Origin of the sequence: Streptacidiphilus sp. MAP5-3, from assembly GCF_041262505.1 — a bacterium.
Classification (GTDB): domain Bacteria; phylum Actinomycetota; class Actinomycetes; order Streptomycetales; family Streptomycetaceae; genus Streptacidiphilus.
In genome coordinates, this window is record NZ_JBGCCL010000021.1 from 80,137 (window position 1) to 99,706 (window position 19,570).

17 protein-coding genes are annotated in these 19,570 nt (G+C 70.1%); 6 read left to right on the plus strand and 11 right to left on the minus strand.

Going from position 1 to position 19,570, the window contains the following annotated elements:
• Positions 1 to 18: 18 nt before the first annotated feature.
• From ABH928_RS26335 to ABH928_RS26355, 5 genes are all read left to right on the plus strand, one after another.
• Positions 19 to 645, plus strand: a complete 627-nt coding sequence (locus ABH928_RS26335; protein WP_370070765.1) for a 3-isopropylmalate dehydratase small subunit 2 — start codon at positions 19 to 21, stop codon at positions 643 to 645.
• 53 nt (positions 646 to 698) lie between these two features.
• Positions 699 to 1,637 (plus strand): NAD(P)-dependent oxidoreductase, encoded by a 939-nt coding sequence (locus tag ABH928_RS26340; RefSeq protein WP_370070767.1) that lies wholly within the window; start codon positions 699 to 701, stop codon positions 1,635 to 1,637.
• A gap of 91 nt (positions 1,638 to 1,728) precedes the next feature.
• Entirely contained in the window at positions 1,729 to 2,766 is a 1,038-nt protein-coding gene (locus ABH928_RS26345; RefSeq protein ID WP_370070769.1) for an NAD(P)-dependent oxidoreductase, read from the plus strand.
• Positions 2,767 to 2,868: 102 nt separating this feature from the next.
• On the plus strand, positions 2,869 to 4,368 hold the full coding sequence (locus ABH928_RS26350; protein WP_370070771.1) for an FAD-dependent oxidoreductase: 1,500 nt from the start codon (positions 2,869 to 2,871) through the stop codon (positions 4,366 to 4,368).
• Between the two features lie 50 nt (positions 4,369 to 4,418).
• Positions 4,419 to 5,165 carry an SDR family NAD(P)-dependent oxidoreductase gene (locus ABH928_RS26355; protein WP_370070773.1) on the plus strand — a complete coding sequence of 249 codons (747 nt, stop codon included), beginning with the start codon at positions 4,419 to 4,421 and terminating at the stop codon, positions 5,163 to 5,165.
• Between the two features lie 18 nt (positions 5,166 to 5,183).
• On the opposite strand, the gene ABH928_RS26360 is transcribed toward ABH928_RS26355, so the two are convergent.
• The 4 genes from ABH928_RS26360 to ABH928_RS26375 form a co-directional block, all read right to left on the minus strand.
• The gene (locus ABH928_RS26360; RefSeq protein ID WP_370070775.1) at positions 5,184 to 5,870 is read right to left on the minus strand and encodes a class I SAM-dependent methyltransferase; all 687 of its coding nucleotides are present in this window, start codon (positions 5,868 to 5,870) and stop codon (positions 5,184 to 5,186) included.
• A gap of 183 nt (positions 5,871 to 6,053) precedes the next feature.
• Positions 6,054 to 6,827: a DUF6879 family protein gene (locus tag ABH928_RS26365; protein ID WP_370070777.1), complete on the minus strand. Its 774-nt coding sequence runs from the start codon at positions 6,825 to 6,827 to the stop codon at positions 6,054 to 6,056.
• Positions 6,828 to 6,855: 28 nt separating this feature from the next.
• A complete protein-coding gene (locus tag ABH928_RS26370) occupies positions 6,856 to 10,575 on the minus strand; it encodes a GH92 family glycosyl hydrolase (protein ID WP_370070779.1) in 3,720 nt (1,239 codons plus the stop codon).
• 121 nt (positions 10,576 to 10,696) lie between these two features.
• Complete coding sequence (locus tag ABH928_RS26375; protein ID WP_370070781.1) at positions 10,697 to 11,536, minus strand: SAM-dependent methyltransferase; 840 nt, start codon at positions 11,534 to 11,536, stop codon at positions 10,697 to 10,699.
• A 252-nt stretch (positions 11,537 to 11,788) separates the two neighbouring features.
• On the opposite strand from ABH928_RS26375, the gene ABH928_RS26380 reads away from it, so the two are divergent.
• Entirely contained in the window at positions 11,789 to 12,922 is a 1,134-nt protein-coding gene (locus ABH928_RS26380) for a Fic family protein (RefSeq protein WP_370070783.1), read from the plus strand.
• A 74-nt stretch (positions 12,923 to 12,996) separates the two neighbouring features.
• On the opposite strand, the gene ABH928_RS26385 is transcribed toward ABH928_RS26380, so the two are convergent.
• The 7 genes from ABH928_RS26385 to ABH928_RS26415 form a co-directional block, all read right to left on the minus strand.
• A complete protein-coding gene (locus ABH928_RS26385; RefSeq protein ID WP_370070785.1) occupies positions 12,997 to 13,230 on the minus strand; it encodes a hypothetical protein in 234 nt (77 codons plus the stop codon).
• 281 nt (positions 13,231 to 13,511) lie between these two features.
• The gene (locus ABH928_RS26390) at positions 13,512 to 14,774 is read right to left on the minus strand and encodes a cytochrome P450 (RefSeq protein WP_370070787.1); all 1,263 of its coding nucleotides are present in this window, start codon (positions 14,772 to 14,774) and stop codon (positions 13,512 to 13,514) included.
• A gap of 97 nt (positions 14,775 to 14,871) precedes the next feature.
• Positions 14,872 to 17,118 carry a hypothetical protein gene (locus ABH928_RS26395; protein WP_370070789.1) on the minus strand — a complete coding sequence of 749 codons (2,247 nt, stop codon included), beginning with the start codon at positions 17,116 to 17,118 and terminating at the stop codon, positions 14,872 to 14,874.
• Positions 17,102 to 17,500 (minus strand): hypothetical protein, encoded by a 399-nt coding sequence (locus ABH928_RS26400; protein WP_370070791.1) that lies wholly within the window; start codon positions 17,498 to 17,500, stop codon positions 17,102 to 17,104. The genes ABH928_RS26395 and ABH928_RS26400 overlap by 17 nt, the downstream gene beginning before the upstream one ends.
• Positions 17,497 to 18,987, minus strand: a complete 1,491-nt coding sequence (locus tag ABH928_RS26405) for a PrsW family glutamic-type intramembrane protease (protein ID WP_370070793.1) — start codon at positions 18,985 to 18,987, stop codon at positions 17,497 to 17,499. Before ABH928_RS26405 ends, ABH928_RS26400 begins: the two co-directional genes overlap by 4 nt.
• On the minus strand, positions 18,984 to 19,304 hold the full coding sequence (locus tag ABH928_RS26410; protein ID WP_370070795.1) for a hypothetical protein: 321 nt from the start codon (positions 19,302 to 19,304) through the stop codon (positions 18,984 to 18,986). The genes ABH928_RS26405 and ABH928_RS26410 overlap by 4 nt, the downstream gene beginning before the upstream one ends.
• Complete coding sequence (locus ABH928_RS26415; protein WP_370070797.1) at positions 19,301 to 19,465, minus strand: hypothetical protein; 165 nt, start codon at positions 19,463 to 19,465, stop codon at positions 19,301 to 19,303. Before ABH928_RS26415 ends, ABH928_RS26410 begins: the two co-directional genes overlap by 4 nt.
• Between the last annotated feature and the right edge of the window lie 105 nt (positions 19,466 to 19,570).

Consider the following 19,570-nt stretch of genomic DNA (forward strand, 5'->3'; position numbering starts at 1 on the left):
TCAGAAAGGCATGACTGCATGACTGCCATGGTTGCCACGCAGCCCCTCGTCACCGTCAGCGGCACCGCGATCGCCATGGAGGGCGATGACATCGACACCGACCGCATCATCCCGGCCCGCCACCTGAAGTCCCTCACCTTCGACGCCCTGGGCACGTTCGTCTTCGAGGGCGACCGGCAGAACGCCAAGGCGGCGGGAGCGGTCCACCCGTTCGACGCGCCCGAGCACGCCGGGGCCTCGGTCCTGGTCGCCGGGGAGAACTTCGGCTGCGGCTCCTCGCGCGAGCACGCCCCGCAGGCGCTCCACCGCTGGGGCATCCGGGCGATCGCTGCGGTCAGCTTCGGCGAGATCTTCCGGGGCAACTCCGCCACCATCGGCCTGCCCTGCGTGCTGCTCACGCCCGAGGCCGCCGCGGAGGCCCGGGCGGCGATCACCGCGGCCCCGGCCGCGGAGGTCACCGTCGACCTGGAGACCAAGCGCCTGCGGGTGGCCGAGCACAGCTGGCCGGTGGAGATCAACGAGGCACTGCGCCGGCGCTTCGTCTCGGGCACCTGGGACAGCCTCAGCACCCTCGCCGAAGGCACGCAGGACGCCGCCGACCTGAGCCGTCGGCTGCCCTACCTCAACGGCTGGCAGGCGGCCTGAACCGGCCCTTGACCGCCCTGACCCAGAACCGGACACCCACGGGGAGAGAAGTGATGCGGCAACTCGTCATGCCCGACACCACAGGCTATCCACGGTTGGCGGAACTGGTGCGCGGCTGCCCGGGGGGTGCGGCGGTGGAGATCTTCGCCGAACCGCCCGGCAGCACGCAGGAGTTCACCGACCGGATGCGCGGATCCACGAACGTGCTCAGGTTCTTCAACAGCACTCCCCTGGACACTCGAGCACTGCTGGCCGCACGCCCGGCCCGCGTGCTGGTGGCCGGTCCGGCCGGAACCACGGTGGACCTGGCCGCCGCCCGGGCCGCCGGGATCCAGGTCTACGACACCCCCGGGCTGGCCGCGGAGACGGTCGCCGAGTTCACCCTCACGCTGATGCTGACCCTCGCCCGTCGCCTGCCCACCGGTGTGGGCGGCGGATCGGGCTGGGAGCCCGCCGCGGGCCGGGACCTCTCCGGCCGATCCCTCGGCGTCGTCGGCTGGGGGCGGATCGGCTCGGCGGTCGCACGTCGGGCCGTCGGCATCGGGATGCGCGTGGCCGCCTGGTCCCGTTCCCTGGACGAGGAGTCCGCGCACGCCGCGGGCGTCCAACGCCTGGAGCTGGACGAACTGCTCGGCAACGCCGACGTGGTGACCCTGCATCTGCGCGCCGACCCCGAGACGACCCGGATCATCGACGCCCGCCGGCTCGCCCTGCTTCGCCCCGACGCGCTGCTGGTCAACACGGCCCGGGCCGCCCTGCTGGACATGGCGGAGCTGCGCCGCCGCCTGGCCGCCGAGGAGTTGGGCGGGGTGGCCCTGGACGTCTTCGACGTCGAACCGCTGCCCGCGGACGACCTGCTGCGCACCCATCCGAGGGCCCTGGTCACCCCGCACATGGCTTGGATGACCGACGACGCGGTCGAACGCTTCCTGGCGGCGTCGATCGCCTTCGGAGTCCGCGGCGACGACCGCCTGGTGCGTCGGCTCGCCTGAACCCGGCAGGTACGGACGCCCCGGCCGCACGGACGATCCGGACGCACGGACGACCAGGCACACACGAAGGGGCACACACGAAGGGGGGAACATGCCCGTCGAGATCTTCGTCGGCGACGACCACGTACTCGGCGACGTGCTCGGCCGAGTGGCCGCACAACTCCGGCAAGAGGGGATGCGGGTGGTGCGCGGCCCGGCCGCACCGGCGCCGCTGCGCACCCAGTACCCGCAAGCGGAGTGGCCCCGTTACTTCGGCCAAGCCGAGGTGGCGGTGATCAGCTCCCGCACGGTGATCACACCGGAGCTGCTGGACTGGGCCCCGCGCCTGCGCGGACTGGTCTTCGCCTCCAGCAGCACCGCCTCCTGCGACCTGGCCGAGGCCTCCGCACGGGGCATCGTGGTCGCCCACGGCGCCACTCCGGAGAACATGGAGGGGATGGCCGAGGCCACGGTCATGCTGCTCGCCGCACTGATGCTGGATCTGACGCTCAAGCAGCGGCAGTTGGCCCGGTTCGAACCGCGACCGGTGCCGCAGGAGCTGACCGCCAGGCTGCTGGCCGGTGCCACGGTCGGGCTCGTCGGCCACGGCCGGATCGCCCGGGAGGTGATCGCCCGGCTGGAGGGCTGGCGGGTGCGGCGCATCCTGGTCGCCACCCGTCACCCGGAGCGCTACCGGTCGGCTCCCCCGGTGGAGTTCACCGACCTGGACACGCTGCTGACGCAGAGCGACGCGGTCAGCCTGCACCTGCCGCTCACGCCCGGGACCCGGGGCGTGATCGGGGCGGGCGAGCTGGACCGGATGAAGCCCGGAGCGGTCCTGGTCAACACCTCGCGCGGCGGTCTCGTGGACGAGGCGGCCCTGGCCGAACGGCTCGCCTCCGGCCGACTGCGCGGAGCGGCGATCGACACCTTCGACACCGAGCCCGTGCCGGTGGACCATCCGTTGCGCGGGCTCGACAACGCCATCCTCACCGAGCACATCGTGGGCCATACCCGGGACTTGTTCGACTCCCTGGTGCCCACCGCGGTCGAGCACGTCCGCGCAGTCCTCGCCGGGCAGCGCCCGCGCTACCTGGCCAACCCGGGCGTGCGGACCGACCGTGCCCGCCACGTCCCGCAGGCCCGCTGATCCGCTGATCCGCTGATCCGCTGACAGGACACAACAGGACCCAGCAGGACACCGGGACAGGCAACCAGAGAATCCAGAAACACCTGAGAAGGAGAGACGGCTATGCGCAAGTCAGCACCTTCGACGTACGACGTGGAGACGTACGACGTGGAGACGGATGTCGTCGTCATCGGCTACGGATTCGCCGGCGCGGTCGCCGCGATCACCGCGCACGACGCGGGCGCCGAGGTGACGGTCCTGGAGAAGATGGCCCAACCGGGCGGCAACTCCCGTGTCAGCGGCGGAAACTGTGTCATTCCACGGGACAGCGACGAGGCCGTCGCGCAGTTCACCGACTACCTCACCGAGCTGTGCTTCGGCACCACCCCGCGCGACGTGGTCGAGGCCCTGGTCCAGGGCGCCCGCTCGCTGGTCAAGTGGTGCGCGGATCTCGGCGGCGACCTGCACATACCCGAGCAGCTGATCGTCGCAGGAACGTATCCGCGCACCGTGAAGGGCCCCGGCTTCCCCAAGGTCCCCGGCGGTCACGGCACCTTCGACAAGTACTGCCTGCGCGGTGACGCCGAGGTGCCGCCGTCGCTGCGGCTGTGGAACCTGCTGTCCGCGAACGTGGCCGAGCGGGCCATCGACGTCCGGCTGCGGACCGCGGCCCGGGAGCTCATCACCGACGACTCCGGTGCGGTCGTGGGCGTGGTCGCCGAGGCGGACGGGCGGCGCATCGCCGTGCGCGCCCGCAGGGCGGTCGTGATGACCTGCGGTGGCTTCGAGAACAACCCGGAGCTCAAGCAGGACCATGTGCCCGCCAAGCCGCTGAAGTTCGCCGGCAACCCGGGCAACACCGGGGACGGCATCCGGATGGCGCAGGCGGTGGGCGCCGATCTCTGGCACATGTCCCCGACCTCCACCATCATCGGCTTCCAGGCGCCGGAGTTCGAGGCCGCGTTCGGCGTCTTCATGCCCTCCGACGGCTTCGTCTACACGGACCGCCACGGCCACCGCTATGTCGACGAGACCGGCGTCGAACTGCACGAGTTCACCCGGGTCTTCGCCCACTTCGACACCGAGGAGGTCGAGTTCCCGCGCATTCCCAGCTGGGGGATCTTCAACGAGGAGACCCGCCTGGCCGGTCCGCTCACCTGGAACACCAGCGGCTACAACCGCGACCTGTACCGCTGGAGCAGCGACAACTCTGCTGAGGTGGAGCGGGGTTGGATCGTCCGGGCCGACTCCGTCGAGGAGCTGGCCGAGCGGCTCGCGGTGGATCCGTCCGTCCTGGAGGCCACCCTGAGCCGCTACAACGCGGCCTGCGCGAGCGGCGTGGACACCGAGTTCGGCCGTTCCGCCGAAACCCTCAAGCCCATCGAAGCTCCGTACTACGCGGTGCCGCTGCACCCGACCGTGCTCAACACCCAGGGCGGGGCCCGCCGGGACCGGGACGCGCGGGTGCTGGACCCGTACGGCGAGCCGATCCCCCGGCTCTACTCCGCCGGGGAGTTCGGGTCCGCCTGGGGCTACCTCTACCAGGGCGCGAGCAACATCACCGAGTGCCTGGTCTTCGGCCGGATCGCCGGCGCCAATGCCGCGTCCCGATCGACTGACTGACTGTCCGTCAATTGACTTTGAGATTCACTTTCCGAGGAGGGGAACCCCTGATGACCGTCCGCACCGCCCTGATCACCGGCGCCGCCGGTGGCATCTGCAGCGAGCTCGCCCGGGCCCTGGCCGCCCGCGGCGACCGGCTGGTCCTGTTCGACCGCGACGAGACCGCGCTCAAGGAACTCGGCACGGAGCTCTCCGGGACCACCGAGGTCCGGACCCTGACCGGGGACGTCAGGGACGTGGCCCGGCTGGAGGCGGAGTTGGGAGCGCTCACCGGCGCGTGGGCGCCCGAGATCCTGGTCAACGGCGTCGGCGGGGACACCCGCGTGGTGGCGGTGGAGAACCTTGACGAGACGTTCCTGAACGACTCGATCGCGCTCAACGTGGTGCCGGTGCTCACCACGATGCGGCTCTGCGTGCCCGCGATGAAGCGGTCCGGATACGGCAGGATCGTCAACTTCTCCTCCGCAGGCGGGCGGACGTACAGCCACTTCAGCAACGCGGCCTACGTCGCGGCCAAGGCCGCGGTGCTCGGCCTGACCAAGCAGGCCGCCTACGAGCTCGCCCCCTTCGGCGTCCGCGTCAACGCCGTCGCGCACGGCCCGATCGCGACGCGGCGCATCGCCGACGCCTGGGCCGTCCGGCCGGAGGAGGAACGTCAGGCGGTGCTCGCGCAGATCCCGGTCGGCCGACTCGGCACGGTCGCCGAGGCCGTCGGCAGTGTGCTCCACCTCTGCTCCGAGGAGGCCGGGTTCACCACCGGCACCGTCATCGACGTCAACGGCGGGCTGCTCATCTAGCGTTCAGTCGCCCGGAGTTCAGTTCCAGGCGGCCAGCACCGCGAAGCGGAACCGCTTGTAGAAGCAGTCCGCAGCGCGGAAGCCGGCCTGGTCGAGCCAGGCCAGGTGGGTGGCGACGGGCACCGGACGGTCGTAGGCCATGCGCGTGCGGGCCTTTTCGACGGTGCGCTCCGGTGTCCCCGCCTCCTGGACCTCCTGCAGCCAGAACTCCGCGTAGAGCTCGTCCAGTTCGGGTTCCGCCGCGGCGACCTGCTCGGCGTGCACGAACACCCCGCCCGGCCGCAGCACGGCACGCACCCGTCGGTACAGCTCGGCCTGCTCCGCCTCGGGCAGATGATGGATCGCCAGCGCGGAGACCACGATGTCGTAGGGGCCCTCGGGGAGCGGATCGGACAGGTCGCGCTCGATCAGGGTGTGCTTCACCGCGTACAGGTCGAGCATCCTGGCGGCCACGTCGAGCATCTCCCGGGAGGCGTCGAGCAGGTCGATCGAGGCGTCGGGAAAGTGTGTCGCCAGCTCCCCGCTGAACAGGCCCGTCCCGGCGCCCAGATCCAGGACCGCGGGTGCCGGGCCCTGGCCTCGGACGGCGATGTTCACCGCGACCTCGTACAGCGCGTGAAGGTGGGGAATGAGCCCCGCGCGCTCGCGGTCGAACTGCCCGGCGTCCGCTCCGAACAGCCGCGAGACATGTGCGGCCACTGGCACCCCCGTCGCTCCAAAAGGCGGCAGGTTGCCACCTTGATGGTTCGTCAGCGATCGTACGCGGCGTCCGTTCCGCCGTGCCGGGGACGCCACATGGTGAGAAGGGGGAGCCTCGGGCTAGGGGCTAGGGGCTAGGGGCTAGGGGCTAGGGGCTAGGGCTACGGGCTAGGGGCTAGGGGCTAGGGGCTAGGGGCTAGGGGCTACGGGAGCGTGGGCGGCGCCGAGGTGTGGTGGTCCAGCAGTACCGGGAACGCGCCCACCGCGTTGATCGCCATGGCGAGTTCGGCGAAGTGAGCGGGACGGCACCATGCCCCGCCCCAGCGGCCTGCCGGCCCAAACTGATGGCGCACCCAGACCGGCGATCTCCCGGGGGAAGTAGCTCGCCAACTTCTCCCCTGCGCGATGCAGCCGCTGGACGAAGTGGCGAGCGCTATTGACGACTTGGTCGTCCAGATACCGGGTGGCGCCCTGGGGCGCACCGTCGTCGGTGTAGTGGATCTCGTACACCGCCTCGTCGCCGAGCACGACGAGATCCGGAAGCACACCCTCGCCGACGAGAGCGCCCACCTGATCGACGGTCAGCATCGCAACGTCCTCGCCGCACCCGTCCTTGGCCTGCAGAACGTGCAGCTCCCACTGCACGTAGGGGCTCACCGGCTCGACCACCACGCGTGCTCGATGGTGGCCGATACCTGCGGCGGCGAGCTCGGCGCGCTGCTGCTCGATGTCGGGGCGCGCCTTCTCGATCAGGTTCAGGGCCGCGTCCCAGTCGCCGCTTCGGAACGCCTCCCAGCTCGCGAACCCGGTCTCCTGATAACTCTGGAGACACTCCAGCTTCCAGAAGCCCTCTCGCCCGATGCGCCAGAACCTCTCATCGAAATCGGCGACGTAGCGAACGCTGTCGAGACGCACCCCCTTGGCCGCAGTCAGAAGTGCGCGCAACTCCAGGAGTTCGCTCACACGCCTCATCCGCCTTCCACTCCGGGAATCAGCCGACGACGAGCACGCCGTCGGGGACGTTGCCCACGGTGACCGGGGTTCCGAGGGTTCCCGTGGCGACCGTGATCGGGACGAGCTGGTTCACGTTGGAGTCCACCACCCAGGCGGTGGAGCCGTCGTGACTGAAGCCCAGTGCGTAGGCGCCGGAGCCGGTCGCGATGAAGGTGCCCGCCGTGTCGGTGGCGAGCGCGATCGGGGTGACGCCCCCCGCGCCGGTGTCCGCGACGTAGGCCGTCGTGCCGTCCGGGGAGACGGCCACGCCCTGCGGGCCGGCGCCGGTCGGGATCGTCGCCGTCACGCTGTCCGAGGCGGCGCTGATGACGGACACCGAGGACGAGCCGCCGTCGGAGACGAGTACGTGGCTGCTGTCCGGAGTGACCGCCACGCCGAACGGGGCCGCGCCGACCGCGATGGTGTGCGTGACCGTGCGCGTAGCCAGGTCGACGTCGCTGACGGTACCGCCGCCCTGGTTCGCGACCCACAGCTGCGTGCCGTCGGGGCTGACGGCCAGTCGCTCCGCCTGACTGCCCACGGTGATCGGCGTGCCAGTGGTGAGCGTCCCGACGTCGATCGGTTGGACGGTTCCGTCGCCGTAGTTGCTCACCCAGACCGTCTTCCCGTCCGGCGTGGCGGCCAGATCGGCCGCGACGTTGCCGACGGGGATGGTCTTCACCACGGCGTTGGTCGTGGTGTCGATCACGGTGACGTTGTTGCTGCTGTTGTTGGCGACGAACAGGTCGCCGCCCGCCACCGTCATCCCGTCCGGACCGCTGCCCACGGGGATGGCCGGGCCGGCGTTGTGGGTGCGGATGTCCACCGGGGTGACCGTGTTGTCGCTGTAGTCGGTCACGTACGCGGTCGGGATCGTCTCACCGGGCTGCGCGACCGTGGTCAGCAGCGAGGCGTTCGGAACGACCGCGCCGTTCGACGCGTGCGCGGCGAAGGCCACCTGGTAGTAGCCCGTCGCGGTGGCCGCGGGGGCGGCGATCGTCGCCGTAGCCTGGGCCGTCCCCCCGGCCGGGGCGGTGACCGTGCCGCTCGCCGGGCTGACCGTCAGTCCGGTCGGTGCGGTGGCGCTCCAGGAGACCGTTGCCGGGCGGGAACCGAGGGTGTTGTCGACCTTGACCGCGACGGTCGTCGTCGCCCCGGGAGCCAGGCGAACCTGACCGGGCGCCAGGTCGAGCGCGGCGCTCGTGCTCGGCGGGAACTGCACCCGCCCCGCGCCGAAGGACGGCGGAGCGTCGGCGGTTGCCGCGCCCCAGCTGGTGTTCGGCGTGGTGGCGAGTGTGTAGTCCAGCCGGTGCGCCCTGGTCAGGTCGATCCAGGTGTGACCGGTGGCCTGCCCGTTGATCCGCAGCGACTTCACGTACGTGTCGCCCGCGCCCTGCGCGTCGATCGTCAGGTCACCGTACGCGCCGTGGACCGTCGCCTTGGGGAACTGCGGGGCGCCGAGCACCATCATGGGCACGCCCGGGGTCTGCGGGTAGATCCCGAGAGCGGCCCACACGTACCACGAGCTCATCGCGCCGAGGTCGTCGTTGCCGGGCTCGCCGCCCGGGGTGAGCGCGTACAGCTGGCTCGTCACGCGGTGGACGACGGACTGCGTCTTCCACGGCTCGCCGACGCTGTCGTAGACCCACGGCGAGTCGAGCGCGATCTCGTTGCCCTGCCACTGGTAGGGCGCGTCCGGCCCGGCGTTGAGCTGGGTGAAGTAGGTGTCCAGGCGCTGGGCGGTCGCCTGCCTGCCGCCCAGGCCCTGGACGAGGCCCGCCAGGTTCTGCGGCACCATCCACGTGTACTGGGCGGCGTTGCCCTCCTGGAAACCGTCCTGGCCGAAGCCCGAGACGGTCACGGGCTGCCCGGAGGGGAAGGCGCCGGCGGCGTCGCGCGGTTCGACGTAGCCGTTCGCGGTGTCGAAGATGTTCGCCCAGTTCTGCGAGCGCTTGGTGAACACCGCGGTGTCCGAGCTCCTCCCGAGGCTCTGCGCGAGCCGCGAGATCGAGAAGTCGTCGAGGGCGTACTCCAGCGTCTCGGAGGCGCCGTTGGGCACCGGGCTGATCGAGTCCGAGCCGATGTTCGGCACGTACCCGTCCTTGATGTACGCGGCGCCGTTGGGCCGCTCGACGTACCAACCCTGGCCGGGCGCACCGGTGTTGCCATCGGCCCCGTTCACCATGTCGGTGAGGGCGGCCCCGGCGTCGAAGCCGCGCGCGCCGAAGGCGTAGGTGTCGGCGAGGACGGGGTCGGCGGAGTCGCCGTTCATCACCCCCGTGTAGCCGTTGGCCGAGGGCCACTTGGGCAGGGAGCCGCCCTGGGCCGCGTCGTTGAGCAGCGAGCTCGCCATGTCCGCGGCCACGCGCGGGTCGATGGTGGCCAGCAGCGGGGTCTGCGAGCGGTAGATGTCCCAGCCGGAGTAGTTGGCGTACTGCGCGTGCCCTGCCGGCACCTGGTGGACCTTGTCGTCGAAGCCGATGTACCGCCCGTCGGCGTCGCTGAACAGGCTCGGCTCCAGCGAGGCGTGGTACAGCGCCGTGTAGAAGGTCGCCTGCGCGGCGGGCGTACCCCCGGCCACGGAGATCGTGCCGAGCTGCCGGTTCCACGCGGCGGTGGCCGCTGCCGCGACGGTGCCGACGTCGTAGGTGTGCGCTTCCGCGTTCAGGTTGTCCACCGCGCCCTGGACGCTGACGTACGAGACGGCGACCTGCATGCCGACGTGTGCGTTCTTGGTGGTGTCGAAGGTGAGCCAGCCACCGGCGACGACGCCGGAGCCCTGGGTTCCGGCGCTCTGGGCCCCGGTGCCCTGGGTTCCGGTGCCCTGAGTGGTCGAGTAGTCCTTGGAGCGCGGGTTCTGCTTGCCCTGCACGCTCACGCTCGTGCTGCCCGCCGATGTGGCGACGTGCGCGGAACTCACCCCGCCCCATGTGCCCGAGGCGGTGAACGGCCGGTCGAAGCGGGCGGCGAAGTGCACGGTGTAGCTGTTCGGCTGGCCGCAGAAGTGGCCGCTGGTGACCGAGCCGGTGATCTCCCGGTCGCCGACCGCCTGGAAACTTGCGGAGGAACTGCCGTTGGCGCTGTCCGCGACCTTCACCAGCAGGCGGGCCTGCGTAGACGACGGGTAGCTGAAGTCGGCGACGCCGGTACGCGGGGTCACCGCCAACCGGGTGCGCACGCCCCCGGCGGTCACCGCGTACGAACCGGGGTGCGCGGTCTGCGACTTCTGGGTGAACGGGGCAGCGGCCGAGTCGGGGTCGGACGGCAGCGCACCGGTCATCGGCAGGATCGGGAAGTCCCCCGCGATCGGGCACCCGGGCCCGGACAGGTGGGTGAGACTGAACCCGGTGACGGTGGAGTCGCTGACGTTGTACCCACCGCCGTCGGGACGTGACGGTGTGTCAGGGCTCCACTGCACCATGCCGAACGGCATGTCCGCACCGGGAAACGTGTCGACCTGGCCGACGACGGCCCCGCCGCTCCCCGTGCCAACCATGGGGTCGACCAGCGCGGCGGGATTGGTGACGGAAGCGGGGTTGGCAACGCGAGCGGGGGCGAGGGCAGGGCCCGGTGACGCGGCGGCCTGCGCGGCAGCCGGGACGAGCGCCACGATCAGCGCACCGGCCACCGTCGCGGCCAGCGCCCCGACGCGGGGCAGACGGCCCCACGCCCGGAATCGGGTCGAATGACGTGGTTGACGAAGTATCGGCATCGACATCGCAGTCATCATGGACACTGCGGAAGTGACTCATGCCTGAACGGACAGCGTCAAGGCCCCCGCAGTGCATGACGCAATGTCATGGGCGGTTCGAGAGAGGCACATGAGCCCCGACTGACGGCTACTGCTTGATCCCGACAGCCGCGTAGAACGACACCTGCGCGTCCGTCGCCTCGCTCGGCAGCGGGTCGTCGCCGTCCTCGGGGCGCCAGCGGTGGGCGGTCACGATCTCCGGCTCCAGCAGCTCCAGCCCGTCGAAGAAGGCGGCGAACTGCTCGCGGGACCTCAGCTGGAGGGTGGTGCCGACCTGGTTGTAGATCTCCTGGACCTTGGGCGCGCCCTCGGGGTCCAGCTCGGCGGTGGCGTGCGAGAGCACCAGCGCGGAACCGGACGGCAGCGGCTTGAACAGGCTGTCCACGATGGCCTGCGCCTCGCGGATGTCCGGGACGAAGTGCAGCAGCGCGACCATCGACAGCACCACCGGCTGCCCGAGGTCCAGCGTCTCGGCCAGCTGGGGGGCGGCCAGGATCGCCTCGGGATCGCGGACGTCACCGTGGATGTAGGCCGTCCGACCCTCGGACGTGCTCGTCATCAGCGCGCGGGAGTGCGCGAGCACGACCGGGTCGTGGTCCACGTACACGACGCGCGCGTCCGGCGCGACCGACTGCGCGACCTCGTGCAGGTTCGGCGAGGTGGGGATCCCGGTGCCGATGTCCAGCCACTGCCGCAGCCCCCGCTCCGCCAGCGCCCGGGTCGACCGGCGCATGAAGGCCCGGTTCGCGCGGACCGCGGTCCTCATGTTGGGGAAGACCTGGAGCACCCGCTCGGCGGCCTCGCGGTCCACCGCGTAGTTGTCCTTACCACCCAGGAAGTAGTCGTACATGCGGGCGCTGTGCGGCACATCCTGCCGTATGCGGGCACTGAGCGGCTCGTCCGGCTGCAGACCCTCCGTGTCGCTCATCGCTGCGCTTCCCTTCTTCCGTGCGGCACACCCAACAAGACCGGAGTCTAGTCAAGTTGTTGATCTTTCAGCCACATTCTGTCAGGGAGCGGACCCTGTGGACGGGACTGCCCCGTCACGCCGGCCGTCACCCTGCCGGATGACTTCGTCGGCCGACCGTCGCCGGGCGACCTCGTGAGCTGAGGTGCTCGTAGGTGCTGTTCGCACCAATACCGGCTTGACCGAATAACACCATCATGGTGTCATTGCTTCATGCTCTACGCTACGCCGAACCTGCAGGACGTGGACCAGGCCGTCCTCGCGCAGATCGAGCAGATGCGGGACCGGCTGCGCCTACACCTGCGCACCCCGCGCCGCTGGGAGGGGCAACTGCGCCGCAACCTCACGGCGCGGGCGATCGCCGGGTCGAACACGATCGAGGGCTACGCGGCGAGCGTGTCGGACGTCGAGGACATCATGGTCGGCGAGGTGCCGATCGAGGCCAACGACACCGTCGCGGCCGAGATCGAGGGCTACCGGCAGGCGATGACCTACATCCAGCGCCTTGCCGAGGCGGGTGACGACTTCGCCTACAGCAAGGGGCTGCTCAACTCGCTGCACTTCATGATGCAGGGTCACCACCTGCTCAAGCGCCCCGGCTGGTGGCGCAGCGGGCCGGCGTACGTCACCTCGGCCGAGGATCCCACCATCGCCGCCTACACCGCCCCCGATCCCGAGCAGGTACCCGCTCTGACCGGCGAACTGGTCGAGTGGCTGAACGAGGGTGACCTGGACGCGCCTGGCCTGGTACGGGCCTCGATGGCGCACCTGAACCTGGTCGCCGTCCATCCCTGGTCGGACGGCAACGGCCGGATGTCCCGCGCCCTGCACACCCTGGCCCTCGCCCGCGAGTGCATCATGGCACCGGAGTTCTCCAGCATCGAGGAGTGGCTCGGCCGAGCCCGCAACACCTACCGCTACTACGACATCCTCGCCGACGTCGGCGGACCCGTCTGGACCCCCGAGCGCGACACACTCCCCTGGGTTCGCTTCTGCCTGCGCGCCCACCACCAGCAGGCCCAGACCGTCGAACGCCAGGTGAACACCACCCGCGAAGTCTGGACCGCCCTCGACCAGGCCGTCGAACAACGCAGCTGGCCCGACCGCATGCTCTACGCCCTCTACCCGGCCGCCATGGGCAACCGCATCCGCCGCGCCACCTACCAGGCGGACGCCGAGCTGAGCGAGCAGCAGGCACAACGGGACATCCGCGAACTCGTCCGCGCCGGCTGGCTCACTGCCAAGGGCGAGGCCCAGGGCCGCTACTACACCGCAGGTCCCGACCTGCCCCAGGAGATCACCCAGGGCGTCCGCGAGCCCAAGCCGCTGCGCGATCCATACGCGTGAGACGCGTATGAGGTCAGTCCTTCTGTGTTCGGCGAACGCCCAGTCACGCGCCGACCCACTGCCGGCAGGGCCTTTCAGCCTCCCAGCCAACTGAAACCGAGGACGACCAGAACCAGGGCGATGCCGAGCAGGGCGAGCAGGATCGGGGTCAACACCAGGACCAGGGCGCCGAGTTCACCGATCCGCGCCAGGACGGACGTCGCGCTGCGCGGCGCGTCCTGCCCGGCCTGGCGGCCCCGGCGCCCGGGCTCCCCGGACTCCGACGGGCCCGACGGGTTGGACGTACGCCGCCTGGAGCCGTTAGCCACCGATGCCCTCCTCGTGTCGTCTGCCCCGCACCGTAGCATCTACATCCGTGTAGAAATAGGAAGCCGACTCCAGGTTCGCCAGCCTCTCCACTGCCATGGTGCGTCTACGGGAATGTAGACGATGAATCCGGGAGGGACCAGGAGGGGCCCCAGGCGCGACGGCGGCGCCTGCGGTCAGGCCACGACGGACGCGGTGACCAGGGCGGAGGCCACTCCTCCCGCGCCGACCCCGGGGCGGGCGAACAGCTCCCGCCCGCTGCCCGGGAACCGCCGCCCGGGGCCTATCCCAGCGGCCGCAGCCGCACGGGAAGCGACTGGTGACCGTTGGAGATGAGCGATCCCAGCGGCTGCAACTCGGCCTCGGAAACCGCCAGTTCGACGTCCGGAAAGCGGGCGAACAGCATCCGCAGGACGGCGTCGGCCTCCAGCCGGGCGAGCGGCGCGCCGAGGCAGAAGTGGACCCCGTACCCGTACGCCAGGTGGTCCTTGTTGGCGCGGGTGACGTCGAAGTCGTCGGCCGTCGGTCCGTGCCAGTCGGGGTGACGGTTGGCCGCCGCGTAGGAGGCGAGGATCGCCTCGCCCTTGGCGATGAGCTGCCCGCCGGGCAGGGGGATGTCGGTGACGGCGTAGCGCAGCGGCAGGTGCTTGACGGCCGGTTCCAGCCGCAGGGTCTCCTCGACGACGTCCTTCCACGCCGCGCTGCCGGTCCGGACGTGGTCGAGCTGCTCGGGGTGGGTGAGCAGCAGGGTGATCGCCTGGTCGATCAGGTTGACGGTGGTCTCGTACCCGGCGCTGATCATCAGCAGCAGTGTGTCGCGGAGCTCCGCGTCGGACAGGCCGCTCCCGTCGCCCTCCTCGTCGCGGGCGGCGAGCAGCAGCGAGGTCGTGTCGTCGCCGGGGTCGGCGCGCTTGGCGGCGATGAGCTGGTCGAGCGCCGCGTACAGCGCGGCGGTGTTGGCGGTCGCCTGCTCGGTGGTGAGGGTGGTGTCGAAGACGCCGTCGACAATGCCGCGGAAGGCCGCTCGCTGGCCCTCGGGGACGCCCATGAGGTGACTGATCACGGTGATCGGGACCGGATTCGCGAGACGCTCGCGCAGGTCGACGGTGTCGTCGGCGGGGAGCGCGTCCAGGTCGTCCAGGATGCCCGCGACGACGCCCTCCACGACCTCGGCGAGCGCGTCGACGCGACGGGCGCTGAACGCGGGCGCGATGATCCGCCGCAGGCGCCGGTGGTCGCCCCCGTAGGCGGTGAACATGTTCTGCACCCCGATCCACAGGGCGAGCGGCCACGTCTGCACGACCTCGGCGAAGGCGGGCCAGTGGACACGGGCGTCCTTGGAGACGTCGGCGCTGGTCAGCAGCTTCTTGAGCAGCGCGGGATCGTTGACCGACCAGGCGGTCACGCCGAGGATGTCGACGCGGACCGCCGGGCCGTGACTGCGCAGCTGCTCGTGTTCGGCGTGGTGGTCCGCGCCGGCGGGGTCAAGGACGATGGGATCGGGATCGGGATCGGGGACGGTGGGCGCGGTGGGCTGGTGCGGCATGCGAGATCCCCCAACTGACGCTCGATCGTTGGTTGTTGAGCCATCAGTCATTATGCAGGGGGTCGCTACGACGACGAAGTGCTCCGCCCGGGCGGCGTCACGTCTTTCGCCGCCGGAGCGACGAACCGTCACGGACCAGGAAGAGGAGCGCCCCCAGCGCCACGGCCAGGAGAGCGAAGAGGCCGTTGCGCCCGTCCAGCTTCCCGACGATGGTGGACCACAGACTGGCGCCGGGCGGGGTCCCGCCTGCGACCTGGAGCGGAGTGGGCGATCCCAACCAGATCGCGCCCGCCCCGGCCCCTGTGTCGCTCTGCGCGGTCGGGTTGCTGAGGGAGGCGGCCACGTCCTTGTCCACGGTGGAGTCGTCACTGACCTGTTGGATCGGCACGCTGGTCAGGTCCACTCCGCCGTAGACGTAGGAGACCTCGTACAGGGAGCCTCCCCGGTTCTCCGTGCGGGTGATGTGGTACTCGCCCTTGGTGTACGACTGGACGTAGCTGTTGAAGGTGTCGATGGGCTTCCAGCCGCTCGCGGTCGTCCACGAGTTGATGTCGCCCTGGTCGATCAGGTTCTTGTACGTGGTGCTCTGCTGGGTGCTCAACTGCCGGTACCACTCGGCGGCGACGCGGGAGAGGTAGACCCGGCGCAGGTCCGCGTAGGCCGGGGAGGTGTTCACTCGGTTGACCAGTTGTGGCAGGACCAGACTGCGGAAGAGCGCCTGGTTGTGGGCGTTGGTCGCGTCGCCCTGCTGGGGGCAGGTGCTGGCCGACTGCTGCCCGGGAGCGGTCTTGAGGTAGTCGGTCTCCATCTTGACGTCCAGCGGCGCCTTCAGGATGTAGAGCTTGCTCCCGTCGGAGTGGACCTGGGCGGGGGCGGGCACGATCCAGACGCGCGACGGAAGGCAGTCACCTTCGAGCTGGGACCAGAACTGGTCGCCGAGCGGCGTGCCCGGGTGGATCAGCGTGCCGACGTCCTTCTTCAGTTGCAGATCCGCCTGGAGCATGATCCGCCCGACGTCGGTGCGGCCCATGGAGGCGTCGACGATGCGGTCCGGCTCGGTGGGATTGAGGTTGACCCAGAACGTCGAGGGGTCCAGTTCGAGCCAGACGAAGAACGCGTCCGACGAGAGCTTGGCAGCGGCCAGGCCGGTGGCGGTGCGGTTATCGCCCTGGACAGGGTCCTGCTGCGCGCTGAAGGCGTACTGAAGGCCGCTGCCGTCGCCAGGATCCGAGAGATAGCGCAGTTGCAGGCTGGAGAAGTCGATTCCTCCCGGAGCGGTGCCGGGCATCCCGAGCATCTGACCGAGCCCTGTGGAGGCACCGGAGTTGGTGCCGGAGCCTGCGGTGGGCTCACCGTCGCACGGGTCGCCGGCTGCCTCGGGCATGAACTCGGGCATCAAGTCGTCGGTGGTCACGCCGGGGACCTGTGAGCCCTGCGCGTGATCGCACGGCTTGCTGAAGACAAACTCGGAGCCGAGGATCTTGTTCGCGTTGCCAGCCGCCGCCAGGGCCTGCTTCCCGGCGTCCGTGAGAGAGGCCTCCAACGCCTTGGCGGTTGCGGTGTTCCGATCCTTTTTGAGCGCTCGGTAGCTTTCCTGTAGCCGACCGACCTGGTAAGTCACGGTCTTCTTACTGAGGCCCTTCTCCGCCCCTTGATTCCTGATCAAGGTGACGGCCTTGTTGAGAGCGGCCGTCTCGGCGCTGTTCAGACCGTAGGCATAGCCGTAATAGGTGAGTGTTCCCGGGTCGTAGAACTGGGCGCATGCCGGGCATTGCTGACGCTCGGACGCCCCGGTGAGTTTGGCCCCCAAGTCCACATGATTGTCGATCAGAAGCCCCTGGAGCACGGCCTCGGAATGCTCGTTGTTCGGGATGTTGAGTGCGCTCAGCGCCAGGACCCAGCCCTGTCCAGACTTCGTCAGTGCAGCGTAGTCAGCGGGCTTCAGATAGGAACCCACGGCGGAGAGGGCGACCATCTGGCCTTGCCAGTCTGGCCCGTCGGCTGTGGCGTGGTCCTGCAGAAGAGCCTTGAGTTGACCCTGGGTCAGTTTCCGCGGGTCGATCAGATCCGAAGCTCCGTTCCGGTACTCGTTGAACGCTTCGATCCGCTCATCCGCCGGCAGGACGTTGTAGACCTCGAACCGGAGTTGGAGCACCGGCAGCAGAAGCGGACTGGTCAGCGGGTTCGGGAACTTCTTGGAGAGGTCTGTTCCGTCGGCGGAGCCCGGCGGCCTCTTGCCGTCGGCCGTTCCCGGTTGCGCCGCCCCGAGCGACACCACGAGCACCAGCAGCAGGGCCACCAGTCCCCGCACCAACAGGGACAGGCTCCTAACGCTCTCCCTCATGGCGCCCTCCCGTGGTCGGGCGGGGCACACCCGCCGCCCTCAAGTAGTCGACCAGGGCGGGGCTCGGTCCGACCTGGCCTGTTGACGCCGAGTCAGATCCCTTCTCACTGCGCCGGAACGCGCCCCATGCGACGGCGACGAGCGCCCCGAGGCCCAGCGCGTCCACGATGCCGGCGCCCACCAGCGACGTGCTCGTGGAGCAGGTGCTCGGGTGCTCCAGGTCACTGATGTTCACCGACGGCTTGTAGCCGATGCTCACGTCACAGGCGGAGGCCTGCTGCGGGCTCAGCAACACGAAGGTGCTGACCAGGAGGGCGGCGCCCACGCCCGCACGCAGGGCGAGTAGGCGGGCGGTCCGATACGCGGTCCTGCGGGCGGTCATGAGGTCACCGCCGGAACGACGTTCTTCAACCGCAGTACTCGTGCGCGCAACTCGTCCCCCTGTGATGTGACGGCCGGATCGTTGTCCGGGTCCTTCTGGGCGTGCCAGCTCGCGAGTTCCAACTGGGCCGACTGCAACCGGTGCAGGACCAGCGCCGAGCGTCGGCCGTACCAGCGCCAGGTGCTGGCCAACGCGCCGAGCCTCAGCGCGGGCGAGGCCAGGACCGTGAGCTCGACCGGCGTGATCGCCGCACCCACGGCGGCCTCCGCGTCCAGGGCGTCACGCAGTGCGGGAGCCCGCTCCCGCAGCCCCAGCACCAGCAACGCCACGGCCAGGCCGATGAAAGGCAGTTGCGGCAGCAGCCACAGGAACGGCGAGACCACCAGGGTGTCGAGCGCGCCACCGGTGGTGACATGGCTCGCCAGCCGCGCGGAGATCCACCCCGAGAGCGTCTCGGCGCCCACGGCTCCCCCGCCCGCCGCCAGCAGGCTCAGCCCGGTGACGAGCACACACCGCCGCGAGTTGGCGGCGATGGCGAACCCGGCCCCCAGCAGCGCGCCGAAGGCGACCTCCCCGCCGAGCAGACCGATCGACTGCCGGATCCAGTACTCGAACCCGCCGCTCGACCCCAACGCGGACCCCAGCGAGCCGTAGATCTGAATGAACAGGATGCTCTCCACAAAGCTGTACCCGAGCCCCACGGCCGCCCCGAGCGTCAGACCGGTGACGGCGTCGGTAACGCGGTAGCGGAAGAGCAGGAGCAGCAGCGCGACGCCGGCGCCGATGGCGAGCGCGTCCACGATGCCGAGGTGCACGAGCACCAGGTTGATCATCTCGTTGGTGTTCTTGAGCATCGCGTTGATGTCGGTGCCGGACGTCTTGCCCAGATAGCCGTTGATGGTGCCGAAGGCCAGACCGGTGCAGGCGCGGCCGAAGCCGAACACGATCAGTGCGCCCCAGCCGAACGCGGTCAGCAACGCGGCGCCGGGCACCCGGCCGAAGCGCACCCCGCCGTACAGCAGGAGCAGCACGAACGCCGTGCTGGGCACGCAGGCGAGCGCCGTCGGGAAGAACCCGAACACGACCATCAGCGAGATCAGCCCGAACGGCAGGAACAGGCACCCCAGCGTCAGCCAGGTCAGCAGGCCCGAACGCCGTTCGTTCGGGCGCAGCACCGCCGCGAGAACCTGGAGCAGCACGGCTGCCCCGATGCCCACCAGCACGGCCCAGAAGACCGCCTCCGGCATGGACAGCAGTTGACTGAACGAGCCGCCGAGTCCGGGCATCTTGGCGAGGTCGGCCGGCATCTTGTAGAAGATCGACAGGGCCGGCTCGTCGGGCAGCACATGAGGCCTGATCAGATTGAGCGCCAGCTCGACGATGTACAGCGCGATGGCGATGCGCGCGATCAGCAGGGCCCTGGCGCGCACCTGACGGTCGGTGCGCAGGGTGAGGGCGAGGGACGAGAGGGAAGGAAGGCCCTTCACGATCCACCTCCGGACAGGTCAGGCTGGCCCGTGGGCAGTCCCGCGGTCGGGAAGTCGCTGGGCAGGTTCGTCGGCAGGCCAGTCGGCATCCCGGTCGGCATATCCGTGGGCAGCCCCGTGGGCATCCCCGTCGGGAAGCCGGTTGGGAAGTCCGTCGGGAAGGAAGTCGGCAGCGCCGTCGGCAGGTTCGACATCGACGGCATCTGCGGAACAGTCATCTGGTTGGATCCGCTGAAGTCCACGGCGAGCGAGGCGATCAGCAGCGCCACGCCGGTGATCCCGCCCGCCAGGACGAGCCGGGTCTGGATGGTCGTCACGGGTTGCTCCCGTCGTGTGTGTTCTTGTTCAGCCGCCGGACCCCAGCCGCCCGGGCCGCCCGCCGTGCGGCGGTGGGATCGGCCTGCTTGACCTGCTCGGCCTGCTCGACCAGCTCAGCTGCTGGAAAGAGCTGTGTGGTGGTGTCGTTGCTGTCCTCCATGGGACAGCCCCCCTTCTGTCGACCACACCGACTCTCCCGCCGTCCGCAGTCCCGCGTAACCTGAGGGCCCTCAGGGTCGCTCCGCCCCGCTCCGCCAGCCCGGTC